We start from the raw sequence: 13,537 nt of genomic DNA, 5'->3' as shown, positions 1-13,537 counted from the left end.
CCGTCCGGGAGCAGTCTTGTCAGTGGCTAGATTCGCGCCCGCCGTCCCGGAGGTCCCCATGGACACCGCTCGCGTACGACAGATGTGGCACCTGCTCGAACCGCTCCACGCCCTGCACTACTACGCCCCCGAGGTCTTCGAGGAGGCCGCCGCGCTCGGATACGACACCGGCGAGCGCTGGCCCTCCTACTTCGCCTGGCGGGCCGCGCCGCTGGGGGCCGTCGGGCCCGCCCGGGTCGCCTCCGCCTTCTACAGCTTCAGCCCGGCCATGGTCGCGCGGTACGTGCCCGCCGCCTGGGAGGTCGCCGCGCCCGGGGAGGTGCTCGCCGCGCGGCTGCGGGGCGTGGACCGGGCCTACCGGGGGCTGCTCGACGTCTCCGGGCCCGGCGGCTCCGGGCTCGGCGAGGCCGCCGCGCTAGCGCGCCGCGCCGCCGAGGCCGCGGACACCGCCGGCCGGCCGCTCGCCGCCGCCCATGCCGAACTGCCCTGGGCCGACGCGCCGCACCTCGTGCTCTGGCAGGCCGCGACCCTGCTCCGCGAGCACCGGGGCGACGGGCACGTCGCCGCGCTGCTCACGGCCGGCCTCGACCCGGTCGAGGCGCTGGTGTCGTTCGCCGCCGTCGGGGCCGCGCCCGAGAGCGTCTTCGCGAGCCGCGGCTGGAGCGAGGAGGAGTGGGCCGCCGCCCGGGAGCGGCTGGCCGCGCGGGGGCTGGTCGACGCCGGCGGAGCCGCCACGCCGGCCGGGCGGGAGCTGCGGGCCGAGGTCGAGCGGCACACCGACGAACGCGCCGCCGCTCCCTGGGAGGCGCTCGGCCCCGACGCCGTCGGGCGCCTCTCGGAGCTCCTCGGCGGGCCCTGGCTCGCCGCCATCGGCTCGGGGCTGCTGCCTTCGGACAACACGCTCGGGATCGGCAAGATCTGATGAAATGATCACTATCGGCGTCTTTGCGCCTAGGATTCCCGGGTGCTGATACGCCGAAGGCTCCACCCCGCCGCCGTGCCCGCCGCCCTGCTGTCCGGGCTCGTCCTCCTCTCCGGGTGCGCCCTGCCCGGCGACGCCGGCCAGGAGTCGTCCGGAGGCTCCGCGTCCGGCGCCCGCGTCACGAGCCCCTTCCGGAACCCGGACGGCACGCGGCCGGGCCTCGCGGCGGTGACGGCGGAGGACGAGCGGGCGCGGGCCCGGACGCTCATCGACGGGCTCGCCACCAAGGGGCGGGGGCCGCGCACCGGGTACGCGCGGGACGAGTTCGGGCACGCCTGGCTGGACAGGGCCGACGGCGTGCCGTTCGCGCGGAACGGCTGCGACACCCGCAACGACCTGCTCCGCCGCGACGGCCGGGAGCTCCGCTTCCGGGACGGCTCGGACTGCGTGGTCGTGGCGATGACGCTGGACGACCCGTACACCGGCACCACCATCGACTGGCGCAAGCAGAAGGCCGCCGAGGTCCAGATCGACCACGTCGTCCCGCTCTCCTACGCCTGGCGGATGGGCGCCTCCCGCTGGTCCGACGCGCAGCGCGAGCGGCTCGCCAACGACCCGCTCAACCTCCTGCCGGTGCAGGGCCGCGCCAACTCCGCCAAGGGGGACTCCGGTCCTGCCTCCTGGCTGCCGCCGGCCAAGGGCATCCGCTGCGCCTACGCGGTCCGCTTCGCGCAGGTGGCGGAGAAGTACGAGCTGCCGGTGACCGCGGCGGACCGGACGACGATGCTGCGCCAGTGCGGCGGATGAGCCGGTCCGATAATCGGTTGGCTGGTTGTCGAGGCGCCTCTAACCTGCGGCTATGGACCAGGAACTGACGATCACCACACTCGCGGAGCGCCCCGGACTCGAAGGGGCGATGTGGTCCATGAAGGACCTCTGGCCGGCGTTCACGATGTACGACCCGGTCAGCTGGTCGTACATGGGACAGGTCGTGCGGGAGTTCCCGGAGCACGTGCTCGTCGCCACCGACGCGGACGGCGCGGTCGTCGCCCGCGGCTTCAGCGTGCCCTTCCGGCTGGACGAGAAGGGCCGGGGCACGCTGCCGGCCCGGGGCTGGGACGAGGTGGTGCTGTGGGCCTTCTCCGACCTGCGGCACGGCCGGAAGCCCGACACGGTCAGCGCGCTGGAGATCACCGTCGACACCGGCATGCTCGGCAAGGGCGTCTCGCACGCGATGCTCTCCGCCATGCGGGAGAACGTGCGCCGGCTCGGCTTCTCCGAGCTGGTCGCGCCGGTCCGGCCGAACGGCAAGCACCTGGAGGCCGCCGCCTCCATCCACGAGTACGCCTTCCGGACCCGGGAGTCCGACGGACTGCCGGCCGATCCGTGGCTGCGGGTGCACGTCCGCGCGGGCGGCCGGATCGAGGCGGTCGCGCCCGCGTCGATGACGATCTCCGGCTCCCTGGAGCAGTGGCGGCAGTGGACCGGGCTGCCCTTCGACACCGAGGGGCCGGTGGAGGTCCCGGGCGCGCTGGTGCCCGTCCACTGCGAGGCCGCGCGCGGGTACGCGGTCTACGTCGAGCCCAACGTGTGGGTGCGGCACCCGGTCTCGGCCGGCTGACCCTCCGGCACCCCTCCGCCCGTCCCGCCGCGGGCGGTGTGCGGCGCGGCGGCGTCAGGACGTCTTGGTCCAGTCGCCGCAGCCGACCGACTTGAAGTAGCCGTCCGTGGCGGAGACCTTCACGATCGCCGTCCCCGTCACGTTGTCGTTCGCGAGGATGCCGTTCACCCCGTGGCCGGCGTCCTTCGAGCGCTCCCAGTAGCACTCGGCGTCCTTGTTGCCCGTGGACCTGTAGGTGCCCGGCGCCACGTCGACGCCCACCTTGAACATGCCGCCGTCGCCCTTGAGCGTGCCCTTGGGCGTGCCGGTGGCCTTGGGGTCCACGGCCTCCCAGGCCGAGCAGCCCGTGGACTTGAAGAACTTGTCGCTCTTCTTGATCTCGACGTAGGCCGTGCCCGTCACGTTGTCGTTCGCGAGGATCGAGTCGAGCTCGCCGGTCGCGTCCTTCGAGCGCTCCCAGTAGCACAGGGCGTCCTCGTTGCCCGTCGTGCGGTAGAGGCCCGGCTTGACGTCGGAGCCGACCTCGAAGTCGCCGTCCCCGTCGATCGTGACGGCCTTCTTCTCCGGCGCCTTCGACTCCGGGGCCTTCGCGCCGGACTCCGTCGCCTTCCCGCCCGAGGACGCCGTCGCCGAGGGCTTCGCCTCGGTGGTGCCCTCGTCCCCGCCCCCGCCCATCGCCGCGCCGATGGCGACGACGACCACGACCGCGCCGGCGGCGGTGAGGATCTTGTGGCGGGCGAACCAGCTGCGCTGCGACTTCGACATGGGTGTGAACACCTTTCAGGTGTCGAGGGATTCCTGTGGACTCCGTGTTTCGATGACGTAATCACAGCAGAGTCTGTGAACCGAGTCAACAGTGTTCACGAGGATCGTCTCGGCTCACGCCGTGAACGCCTGCGATCGGTATGCTCGTCGTTCACGAGTCGTACGAGCGGGAGGACGGAGGGTCCTGGTGCCCGAGGACAGCGCTACAGAGGTCACCGCCGCCGGCATCGCCCGGCTCGCGGGCGTCGGCAGGGCCGCCGTCAGCAACTGGCGCCGCCGCCACACCGACTTCCCCAAGCCCGTGGGCGGCACCGAGACCAGCCCCTCCTTCTCCCTCGCCGAGGTCGAGCGGTGGCTCCGCGAGCAGGGCAAGCTCGCCGAGGTCCCGCTCCGCGAGCGCGTCTGGCAGCAGCTCGCCGGCCACCCCGCCGGCACCCTCACCGGCCTCGTCCACACCGGCTGCGTCCTGCTGCTCCTGCGGGAGCGGCCCCCCGGCACCGCCGCGCTCGCCGCCCTCCCCGACCCGCGCTTCGCCCAGGCCCTGACCGGCGCCCTCGAAGAGGTCCTGACCCTCCGGTTCGGCGTCCCCAGGGCCGTCCCCACCCCCACCGCGGGCGACCTCGCCCCCGCCGTCCCGCTGCTCCGCGCCGCCGTCGAGCTCGCGGCCGAACTGGGCGGCCCCCGGCAGGCGTTCGAGTTCCTCCTCGGCCGGCACCTGGACGCCAACCCCCGCCAGTACACGCTCACCCCGCCGCCGCTCGCCGAGCTGATGGCCGCCCTCGCGGCCGCCGCGACCGCGAGCGCCGGCGACCCGCCCGCCGGCGTCCTCCTCGACCCGGCCTCCGGTACCGGCGGCCTCCTCCGCGCCGCCGGCCACCCCGCCACCCTCGCCGTCCAGGACGCCGACCCCGGGCTCGCCGCGCTCTCCGCGCTCCGCCTCGCCCTCCACGGCGACGCCGACATCCGCTCCGCCGCCGGCGACACCCTCCGCGCCGACGCCTTCCCCGACCTGCGCGCCGACACCGTCCTCGCCCACCCGCCGTTCAACGAGCGTGCCTGGGGCCACGACGAACTCGCCTACGACCCCCGCTGGGAGTACGGCTTCCCCGCCCGCACCGAGTCCGAGCTCGCCTGGGTCCAGCACGCCCTGGCCCGGCTCCGCGACGGCGGCACCGCCGTCCTCCTCATGCCCCCCGCCGTCGCCTCCCGCCGCTCCGGCCGCCGCATCCGCGCCGACCTCCTGCGCCGCGGCGCCCTGCGGGCCGTCGTCGCCCTCCCGGCCGGCGCCGCGCCCCCGTACGGCATCCCGCTCCACCTCTGGGTCCTGGTCCGCCCCGCCGCCGACCGCCGGCCCCCCGCCGAGGCCCTCTTCGTCGACACCGCAGGGCTCGTGCCCGACGCGGGCCGCGACAAGCTCCCCTGGACGGCCCTGCAGAACGCGGTGCTCGACGCCTGGGCGGGCCGCGCCGTCGACGACACCCTCGCCCGCGCGGTCCCCGTCATCGACCTCCTCGACGACGAGGTCGACCTCGCCCCCGCCCGCTACCTCACCGCCCCCGACGCGGGCGGCTCCGCCGCCGAACTCGCCGCCGTCCGCGAGCGCCTGGACGCCACCCTGCGCCGCACCCTCACCCTCGCCCCCGTCCCCGAGTCCGCCCGCCCCGCGCCACGGCCGCTCACCACCGTCGGCGAACTGGCCCGCACCGGCGCCCTCCAGCTCCGCACCGGCGGCCAGGGCGCCGCCCCCGCCGGCCGCGAGGTCCCCGTCCTCACCGAGCACGACGTCCTCACCGGCGGCGTCCCCTCCGGGACCCTCCCGGAGGCGCCCGACGGCCAGGCCGAGGACCCCGTCCTCGTCCGCGAGGGCGACGTCGTCGTCCCCGTCCTCGGAGGCGGCCCGTCCGCCCGGGTCGTCGACGCCGCCACCGCCGGCGCCGCCCTCGGCCGCAGCCTCCAGCTGCTCCGCCCGGACCCGGACGCGCTCGACCCCTGGTTCCTCGCCGGCTTCCTGCGCGGCACCGCCAACAACCGGCAGGCCAGCAGCTTCGCCTCGACCGCCACCAGGCTCGACGTCCGCCGCCTCCAGCTGCCCCGGCTGCCCCTCGCCGACCAGCGCCGGCACGGCGCGCGCTACCGCTCCCTCGCCGAGTTCGAGGAGGCCCTGCGGCTCACCGCCAGGCTGGGCGAACAGCTGGTCCAGGGCCTGTACGACGGGCTCGCGGACGGAAGCGTTCAGCCGGGGTGAGGACGGGGCTAATCTCGTAGCCTGAACAGCCGTCCCTGGGGGGAATTCGCATGTACGGACAGATGCCTGCCGCTCCCGCGCCGAGACCCGGCGGCCGCCCGTCCGCCGGGACCGTCGCCGTCCGCGCGCTCGTGACGGCCGCCGTCGTGCTCTCCCTCGGCCTGCTCGCCTGGGTCGCGATGCTCCGCCTCGCGATCATGCGCCGGACCGTCCGCGACTGGGCCCTCTTCTGGACCCAGCTGGCCGCCACCATCGGCTGCTTCGTCCTCCTCCAGGAGCAGTTCGCGAACTCCTGGAAGAGCGACGTCGGCGCGGGCCTGATCCTCGCCATGGGCGCCGGCGTGGCCTGGTACTACCTGGCCACGGACATCCGCCACCACCGCGCGGCCGCGGCGCCCGGCCCGTACCCCGCGCCCCACGCGCCCGCGTACGGCTACCCGCCCGTGAACCCGGCGACGGCCGTCACCGCCCCCGGCCCCCACCCGTACGCGCCGCAGGGACCGGCCCCCGCCCCCGTCCCCAACCCGTACGCGAGCACCCCGCCGCCCCCGGCCGCCCCCGCCGCCCCCGTGAACGCCCCCGTGAACGCCCCCACACCCCCGCCCTCCCCCCGCATCGACCAGGTCCGCGCCGAACTGGACGAGCTCAGCGACCTCCTCCGCAAGGAGGGCGAGAAGTGAACGGACGGGTCGTCGGCGGGCGCTACGAGCTCGCCACCGTCATCGGCCAGGGCGGCATGGGCCAGGTGTGGACCGCGTACGACACCCGCCTCGACCGCCGCGTCGCCGTCAAGCTCCTCAGCCCCGCCGCGCTCACCGGCCCCGCCACCGCCGCCGACGAACTGCGCCGCCGCTTCGTCCGCGAGTGCCGGGTCACCGCCCACGTCGACCACCCCGGACTGGTCACCGTCCACGACGCCGGCAGCGACGCCGACGACCTCTACCTCGTCATGCAGTACGTCGACGGCGCCGACCTCGCCGACCACCTCGCCGAGCACGACCCCTACCCCTGGGAGTGGGCGGTCTGCGTCGCCGCCCAGCTGTGCGCGGTGCTCGCCGCCGTCCACGCCGTGCCGATCGTGCACCGCGACCTCAAGCCGCGGAACGTGATGATCCGCCCCGACGGCACCGTCACCGTCCTCGACCTCGGCGTCGCCTCCGTCCTCGACTCCGACACCACCCGCCTCACCCACACCGGCGAACCCATCGGCAGCCCCGCCTACATGGCGCCCGAACAGGCCATGGGCGGCGCCGTCGGCCCGCAGACCGACCTGTACGCCCTCGGCGTCCTGCTCCACGAACTCCTCTCCGGGAACGTGCCGTTCGCCGGCTCCACCGCCCTCGGCGTCCTCCACCGCCACCTGTACGAGCCGCCCCTCCCGCTCCGCCAGGTGCGCCCCGAGGTCCCCGAGCTCCTGGAGGCCCTCGTCCTGCGCCTCCTCGCCAAGGACCCGGCCGCCCGCCCCTCCGGCGCCCACGAGGTGTACGAGGCGCTGCTGCCGCTGCTCCCCGCCCGCGGCACCCCCTCGGGCCCCATGGACCCCACCCGCCCGTTCCTCCGCCCGCACGCCCCCTGGCCCGCCGCGCCGCGCCCGGCCGCCCCCGTCCAGGCCGCCCGCCCGGCCGCCGCCGACCCCCGGATCGCCGTCCCGGCCCAGCCCCCCGTCCCGGCCCACGCGCCCCGGAGCACCGACGTGGCCGGCGCCGTGGAGGAGGTGAAGCGGCTCCTCGGCGAAGGAGCCCTCACCCAGGCCGTCGACATGCTCGGCGGCATCCTCCCGGCCGCCGCCGCCGCGCACGGCGAGGCGTCCCCGATCGTCCGGATCCTGCGCAAGCAGTACGCCTCCACCCTGCTCGACGACGGGCAGTACCGGCGCGCCCTGCCCGAACTGCGCCGGCTCTCCGCCGACGACCCGGGCAACGCCCAGTTCCGCTACGACATCGCGCTCTGCCTGGAGCAGCTCGGCGAGACCGCCGACGCCCTCGCCGCCTTCCGCGCGGTCCTCCCCGCCTTCGAGCAGGGCCCCGCGCAGGACCCCGGCCGGGCCTTCGACATCCGGCGCCGCACCGGCCTGCTCCTCGTCGCGACCGGGCAGCACGAGGAGGGCCGGGCCGAGCTGCACCGGCTCCTCCTCGACGCGGAGCGGCTCTACGGCCCCTACCACCCGCTCGCGGCGGAGCTCCGCCGCGCCCTGGAGCACCAGCGTCAACTCGGCCGCCACGCCTGACCGGTGCGGGCGCCCGTGACGGGGAGCCGGACCTTCCGGTGACCGCGCGGGTCCGCACCGGGACGGACGGCCGTACGACCCGGTCCGGCCCGGCCGGCCCTCGACCACGCCCCGCCCCCGACCCCGCCCGTCCCAGACCCGACCACGCCCCGCCCGGCTCCGCCGGACCGACCGGGAGACCGCCCGTGAGCCGTACCGCCACCGAAGTCCTGCGCGCCGCCGCGTTCGGCTGCGCCGCCGTCGCCCTCGTCCTCTCCCTGGCGCACGACCGGGCCGACGGTCCCCGCTGGGACGTGCTGGCCGCGCTCGTCGCGGGCGCCGCGTGCGCCGGCGCGTGGGCGCTCGCGACCCGGGGGCGGCCGGTGCCCCGGCCGGCGCCGCGGCCCTGGCCGGGACTGCCGTCCGTGCTGCACCGCGATCCGGTGGACTGGTACGCGGTCGTGAGCACGTCGCTCGCGGGGATCACGCCCTTCGCGGCGTACCGTTTCGCCTCCTGGGGCGAGGTGGGCGACGCGTGGATGGTCCTCTGGGCCCTCCCGCTGGTCCTCTGGGCCCTGCTGACCCTGCCGGCGCTGTGGAGGGCGCTCGTCCGCCCGTTCCCCGAACGGCACCGGTTCCTGGCCCAGGACGCCGCGGCCGGCCAGGTGTACGCCGTCCGCTTCGTGCTGGAGTCCGGCCAGTGGGTGCGGATCATCGACGAGGACCACCGCAAGCTCGTCGACCCGACCCCGTCGGTCGTCCAGATGCTGAGGCTCCGCGACGAGCACGGCGCGTACTACGGCACCCAGCCGCTGAGCGAGGGCGCCTTCGGCCCGAGCGGGATCGGCCCGTTCTCGCGCTTCGCCGCCGCCTCCCGGGGCGAGCACGTCTGGGTCATGTGGCCGGCGCGCTGGGAGACGGTCCTCGCGGTCGCCCGCCGGAAGGGCCGGCCCGCCTACCCGGTGGCCATGGTCTCCGAGACCGGCGCGATGGTCTGGGGCTGGGCGGCGCTCGACCACACCGACCGCTACCTCACCGACCCGGCCCACCTGCGCCCCACCGTCCCCGGCCTGGCGGCCCGTCCGCTCCGCCCGCTGCCCGCCTTCCGGCCGGAGGTCCACGGCCGCATGTTCCTGAGCCTGGCGGTGGCGCTGGCGGCCCTGACCCCGGTCCTCCTGGACGTGGTCTCCGGCGCGGTGAGCGGCGGCCTCGGCCTGCTGGCCGCCGCGGCCCTCGTCCACGCGCCCCTCACCGCGTCGAGCGCCAACAGCCGGACACCGGACACCGACCGCTTCGACGTCCCGCCGGTGCAGGACTTCCGCGTCAGGGGCTGAGTCGGAGAGCGGCGCGCGGCGCGGACGTCGAGGTCCGGGCCCCGGGCCGGATCGCCCTCGACGGCACCCGGACCCACGTCCTCGGGCCGACCGGCGAGGAGCGGGACGACCGCTGGTGCGGTGCGTCAGGCGGCGCCGGGCCTGCGCCGCCACCCCGCCGCCACCAGGACCAGGACCGCCGCCCCGGCCGCCGCCAGGCCGGGGGCGAGCCCCGGCGGGCGGAAGGAGCAGCTCACGGTGGCCGCTCCGCCGGCCCGGACGGCCAGCAGGCCCGCGTACGACTCCGCCTCCCGGCCCCGGCAGGTCCAGCCGGGGATCGCGGGGGCTGCGACCACCACCGTCCCGGTGGCGCCCTCCGGCAGGCGGGCGGTGAGGCCCGAGGAGGTGGTCTCCACGGAGACGGCGGCCCGGTCCCGCAGGGCCGTCACCGCCGCGCGGAGGCGGTCGTGGTCCAGGCAGCCGGCCTCGGCCGGCCCCTTTCCCGGCGGGAGTTGCGGGCGGGCGTCCGGGGCGCGTTGCGTCCCCAGGGAGGTCATCGCGGCCCGCCGCCCGGGTCCGCCGCCGAGGAGGCGGACGGGGGCGCCGCCGCCGAGACGGGCCTCGCCGGTGCGCTCGGGGGCCCAGAGGAAGACCTCCGTGCCGGCCGGGCAGGCACCGGCCCCCGCCGGGCGGACGTACACCTCGGCGCCCAGGAGGAGTTCCTGGTTGCGGAAGGGGTCCGGGCCGAGGGCGGGCGCGGCACCCGGCGGCCGGACGGTCACGAGCGGCAGCCGCACCTCCGTGCGGACGACCTCGCCGTCCCGCCACCGCGCGCCGACCGCGAACAGCGCGTCCACGACCGGGTTGTCGAGGCTCTGGAGGTTGCGGCCCCGGGAGGTCCAGCCGCCGCCGAGGGCGGTGAGCAGGCCGGTGAGGACGGCGGGGGTGTGGCTGCTGTAGTAGGCGGCGCCCTGGCCGCCCAGGAGCAGCGGGTCGTTGCCCGCGACGCGGGGGAGCCCGGGGTCGGTGCGGAAGGCGGGCCAGCCGTCGGCCGCCGCGAGGGCCGCCGCCCGGCGCTCCTGCTCCGGGCCGTACGGCGGGTAGTCGTCGAGGTGCGCGGGGCGCCTGCGATCGGCGTACGCCGTCGTCGCGGCGGCCTGGCCGAGGAGCGTGCCCGTGACCAGCAGCGCGGCGAGGACGGCGTACCGGCGGCGGCGGGGGAGCGCGAGGGCGCCCGCCGCCGCGGCGAGGCCGGCGACGGCGAGGAGCAGCGCGGGGCGGGTGGCGAGCCCGCTGGGGAGGGCGCCGGCGGTGAGGGCGAGGACCACCGCGCAGCCCGCGGCGAGCGGCCGCCGGCCGGGCGCTCCGTGGGCGAGGCCGGTGTACGCGGCGACGACGAGGAGGCCGGCGAGGACGAAGGTCTGGCGGTACGGGCTGCCGTTGGGCGTGGCGAAGAGGTGCCACACCAGGTGGGTCGGGCCCCACTGGAAGGAGGCGGCCGCGCCGAGGACGAGGCCGGTCCACACCCACCGCTCCCGGTCCGGCACGTCCCGCCGGAAGGCGAGCGTCGCCGCCAGCAGCAGCACCGGTGCGGCGACGAACGCGGCCGGCGTCGAGAAGCCGTACGTCCCCGGCAGCAGCCGGGCCAGCACGTCCGCCGCCCCGGCCGGATCGAACTCCCGCACGACGCCCGGGTGCGCCTGCCGGGTCGACAGCAGGACGGGGGCGAGCACGGGCGCGGCCAGCCCCACCCCCAGCACGGTGGATCCGGCGGCCCGGAGCAGGGCGCGCGGGCGGAACGGGCCGGTCGTCGCCAGACGGGCGAGGAGGAAGAGGCCGGCGCCCAGGGTCGCCATGTACGCCGTGTAGAAGTTCGCCGTCCAGCAGACCGCCACCGTCAGGACGGACAGCAGGGGACGGACGCCCTCGCGGGCCCACTCGGCGACCAGGCACAGCAGCGGGAGGGCGATCAGGCCGTCCAGCCACATCGGGTTGTACGTGCCCTCCACCAGGGACCAGCCGCACAGGGCGTACGCGGCGCCGAGCACGGCCGGCCACCACGGGGCGGGGGCGGTGGAGATCCGGCGGAGGAGGAGCGCGGTCGCGGCCGCCGCCAGGGCCGTCTTCAGGAGGGTCAGGGCGTAGAGGGCGTACTCGATGTCCGCGCGCGGGGCGAGCGCCACCAGCGGGGCGAGGGGGCTGGAGAGATAGGTGCCGAGGTCGGGGAGGAAGCTCGTGCCCCCGCCCGCCCGCCAGTTCAGCAGGAGCCCGCCGTCGGCGCGGCCGTGCAGCAGGTCCCACAGGTGGGCGTGGAAGGGGACGAACTGGTTCGCCAGGTCGTTCACCGACCGGTGGCGCGGGCCGAAGGGGAAGGTCCGGGCCGCCGCGTCCCCGGCACAGACGGCGGCGACGGCGAGCAGCCCCGCCAGCGCGCAGACGGCGGCCGTGGCGCGGCGCGGGGACCCGGGCGCCGGGTCCGGCGGGGGCGTGGACGGCGGGGCGGTTCGCAGGGCAGTTCGCATGGCGGGTCGAATATCGCAGCGCCGGAGGGGCGGAGGGCGGCCGCCGAGGGGCAGTTCACGCAATGGTCGCCCCGTCGTCACCCCGGCGGGGCGGGAGGGTCACCGGCCTGCCTTTGGGTGTCGGATGTGCTGCTCTCTCTCGTCGTCCCCTGCTTCAACGAGGAGGACGTCCTCGCCCGCTTCCACGCCCATGTGACGAAGGAACTCGACGCCCTGGAGGGCGACTTCGAGATCGTCTACGTGGATGACGGAAGCCGCGACCGGACCCTCCCGATCCTGCGGGACCTCGCCGCCGCCGACCCCTCGCGGGTCCGCTTCGTCTCCTTCAGCCGCAACTTCGGCAAGGAGGCCGCCATGCTCGCCGGGCTCCGGCACGCGGCCGGCGACGCCGTCGTGATCATGGACGCGGACCTCCAGCACCCGCCCGAGCTGGTGCACCGGATGGTCGCGCTGCACGCCGAGGGGTACGACCAGGTCGTCGCCCGCCGCACCCGCGAGGGCGACCGGGTCACCCGCACCCTCACCGCCCGCCTCTACTACCGGGCGATCAACCGGCTCGTCGACGTCGAACTCGTCGACGGCGTCGGCGACTTCCGGCTGCTCTCCCGGCGCACCGTCGACGCGATCCTCGGCCTCGGCGAGTACAACCGCTTCTCCAAGGGGCTCTTCTCCTGGGTCGGTTTCCGGACGACGACCTTCGCCTACGAGAACGCGGTGCGCGAGGAGGGCCGGTCCAAGTGGACCTTCGGCAAGCTCCTCAACTACGGCCTCGACGGACTCCTCTCCTTCAACAACAAGCCGCTGCGCGCCGCCGTCTACCTCGGCCTGCTGCTCGTCTCCGTCGCCCTCGCCTACGCCGGCTGGATCGTCGCCGACGCCCTCGCCCACGGCGTCGACACGCCCGGCTACGTCACGCTCCTCGTCGCCGTCACCGCCCTCGCCGGCGTCCAGATGGTCATGGTCGGCCTGATCGGCGAGTACGTCGGGCGCATCTACTACGAGGTGAAGCGCCGGCCCCACTACCTGGTCGCCGAGACGCACACGGGCCGCGAGAAGGACGGCGGGCGGACCGACACCCGGGCGGCGGGTGCCTCGTTGTGGGAGACGGTCGTCCGGAAGTGACCTCCGTGACGCGGTGACGGGCAAGTTGTCTCTGCGAAGTAGTGGCTACGGTCCCGGCGACTCCCTACCATCGATCACCGCAAGGTCGTCCAACTGACGCACGACCAGCCCGGGAGGCTCCTTTGCACCGCCGCGACCGCCGCCACGACAGCCCCGCACGCCGCCGCACCGCGCTTGCCCTCTCCGCCGCGCTCCTCGCCGCGGCCCCGCTGCTCACCGCGTGCGGCGGCGACGCCCATCCGGGGGCGGCGGCCGTCGTCGGGGGCGAGCGCATCGACGTCTCCAGCCTCCAGGCCCAGGTGAAGTCGGCCCGCGACGCCCAGTCCGCGTCCCCGCAGTCCGCCCAGCTGATCGCCGCCACCGGCGACCTCGGCCGGCAGAAGCTCAACGGCATGATCTTCGACCGGATCCTCGGGGAGGTCGCCGCCGACCAGGGCGTCACCGCCAGCCGCGCCGAGCTCCAGGAGACCCGCGAGGCGTTCGTGCGCGACAACGGCGGCGAGGAGGGCCTGGAGGCCGTCCTGCTCCAGCAGCAGGGCGTCGCCCCCGACCAGATCGACGACGTCGTCCGGCGCAACGTCCTCATGACGAAGATCATCGAGAAGCAGGGGATCACCGAGACCCCCGAAGGCCAGCAGAAGCTCCAGGAGCTCTTCACCGCCGCGTCGAAGTCCCTCGACATCGACGTGAACCCGCGGTACGGCGCCTGGGACGACACCAAGGTCCAGCTCGACACCAGCGCCGACACGGCTCCCTGGCTGGTCGAGGTCGCGAAGGACCCGGCCGCCGGAGGGGCGGAGCAGCTTCCGGGGTGACCCCGC

Annotated in this window: 11 protein-coding genes; 9 read left to right on the top strand and 2 right to left on the bottom strand. The window is 76.0% G+C overall.

What is annotated here, in order from left to right; translation table 11 throughout:
• Positions 1-58 precede the first annotated feature (58 nt).
• Genes ACFVU3_RS08335 through ACFVU3_RS08325 form a run of 3 tightly spaced genes read left to right on the top strand, consistent with a single transcriptional unit; the run spans position 59 to position 2,543 of the window.
• Positions 59-922 carry a hypothetical protein gene (locus tag ACFVU3_RS08335; RefSeq protein WP_390064770.1) on the top strand — a complete coding sequence of 288 codons (864 nt, stop codon included), beginning with the start codon at positions 59-61 and terminating at the stop codon, positions 920-922.
• A gap of 45 nt (positions 923-967) precedes the next feature.
• Positions 968-1,729, top strand: coding sequence for an HNH endonuclease family protein (locus tag ACFVU3_RS08330; RefSeq protein ID WP_390064914.1), 762 nt, complete (start codon positions 968-970; stop codon positions 1,727-1,729).
• A gap of 52 nt (positions 1,730-1,781) precedes the next feature.
• Positions 1,782-2,543 carry an N-acetyltransferase gene (locus ACFVU3_RS08325; protein WP_390064768.1) on the top strand — a complete coding sequence of 254 codons (762 nt, stop codon included), beginning with the start codon at positions 1,782-1,784 and terminating at the stop codon, positions 2,541-2,543.
• Between the two features lie 54 nt (positions 2,544-2,597).
• Here the strand turns inward: ACFVU3_RS08325 and ACFVU3_RS08320 are convergent, their stop codons facing one another.
• Entirely contained in the window at positions 2,598-3,308 is a 711-nt protein-coding gene (locus ACFVU3_RS08320; RefSeq protein WP_390064766.1) for a hypothetical protein, read from the bottom strand.
• A 187-nt stretch (positions 3,309-3,495) separates the two neighbouring features.
• Here ACFVU3_RS08320 and ACFVU3_RS08315 point away from each other — a divergent pair, with 187 nt between their 5' ends.
• The 4 genes from ACFVU3_RS08315 to ACFVU3_RS08300 all read left to right on the top strand — a co-directional run bounded on the left by ACFVU3_RS08315 (position 3,496) and on the right by ACFVU3_RS08300 (position 9,093).
• Positions 3,496-5,553, top strand: a complete 2,058-nt coding sequence (locus ACFVU3_RS08315; protein ID WP_390064764.1) for an N-6 DNA methylase — start codon at positions 3,496-3,498, stop codon at positions 5,551-5,553.
• 50 nt (positions 5,554-5,603) lie between these two features.
• Positions 5,604-6,233 carry a hypothetical protein gene (locus ACFVU3_RS08310; RefSeq protein WP_390064762.1) on the top strand — a complete coding sequence of 210 codons (630 nt, stop codon included), beginning with the start codon at positions 5,604-5,606 and terminating at the stop codon, positions 6,231-6,233.
• On the top strand, positions 6,230-7,780 hold the full coding sequence (locus ACFVU3_RS08305; protein WP_390064760.1) for a protein kinase: 1,551 nt from the start codon (positions 6,230-6,232) through the stop codon (positions 7,778-7,780). The genes ACFVU3_RS08310 and ACFVU3_RS08305 overlap by 4 nt, the downstream gene beginning before the upstream one ends.
• Positions 7,781-7,965: 185 nt before the next feature.
• Positions 7,966-9,093 (top strand): hypothetical protein, encoded by a 1,128-nt coding sequence (locus ACFVU3_RS08300; protein ID WP_390064759.1) that lies wholly within the window; start codon positions 7,966-7,968, stop codon positions 9,091-9,093.
• 125 nt (positions 9,094-9,218) lie between these two features.
• On the opposite strand, the gene ACFVU3_RS08295 is transcribed toward ACFVU3_RS08300, so the two are convergent.
• The gene (locus tag ACFVU3_RS08295) at positions 9,219-11,594 is read right to left on the bottom strand and encodes a YfhO family protein (protein WP_390064758.1); all 2,376 of its coding nucleotides are present in this window, start codon (positions 11,592-11,594) and stop codon (positions 9,219-9,221) included.
• Positions 11,595-11,720: 126 nt separating this feature from the next.
• Between ACFVU3_RS08295 and ACFVU3_RS08290 the strand changes: the two genes are divergently transcribed.
• Both ACFVU3_RS08290 and ACFVU3_RS08285 read left to right on the top strand, forming a co-directional pair.
• Positions 11,721-12,716 (top strand): glycosyltransferase family 2 protein, encoded by a 996-nt coding sequence (locus ACFVU3_RS08290; protein WP_390064757.1) that lies wholly within the window; start codon positions 11,721-11,723, stop codon positions 12,714-12,716.
• A 122-nt stretch (positions 12,717-12,838) separates the two neighbouring features.
• Positions 12,839-13,531, top strand: a complete 693-nt coding sequence (locus tag ACFVU3_RS08285) for a SurA N-terminal domain-containing protein (RefSeq protein WP_390064756.1) — start codon at positions 12,839-12,841, stop codon at positions 13,529-13,531.
• Positions 13,532-13,537: the final 6 nt, after the last annotated feature.

Origin of the sequence: Streptomyces sp. NPDC058052, assembly GCF_042885515.1 — a bacterium.
In the GTDB taxonomy this organism is placed as follows: domain Bacteria; phylum Actinomycetota; class Actinomycetes; order Streptomycetales; family Streptomycetaceae; genus Streptomyces.
The sequence above is the reverse complement of the archived record's forward strand: the minus strand, read 5'-3'. Positions and strand labels throughout refer to the sequence as shown.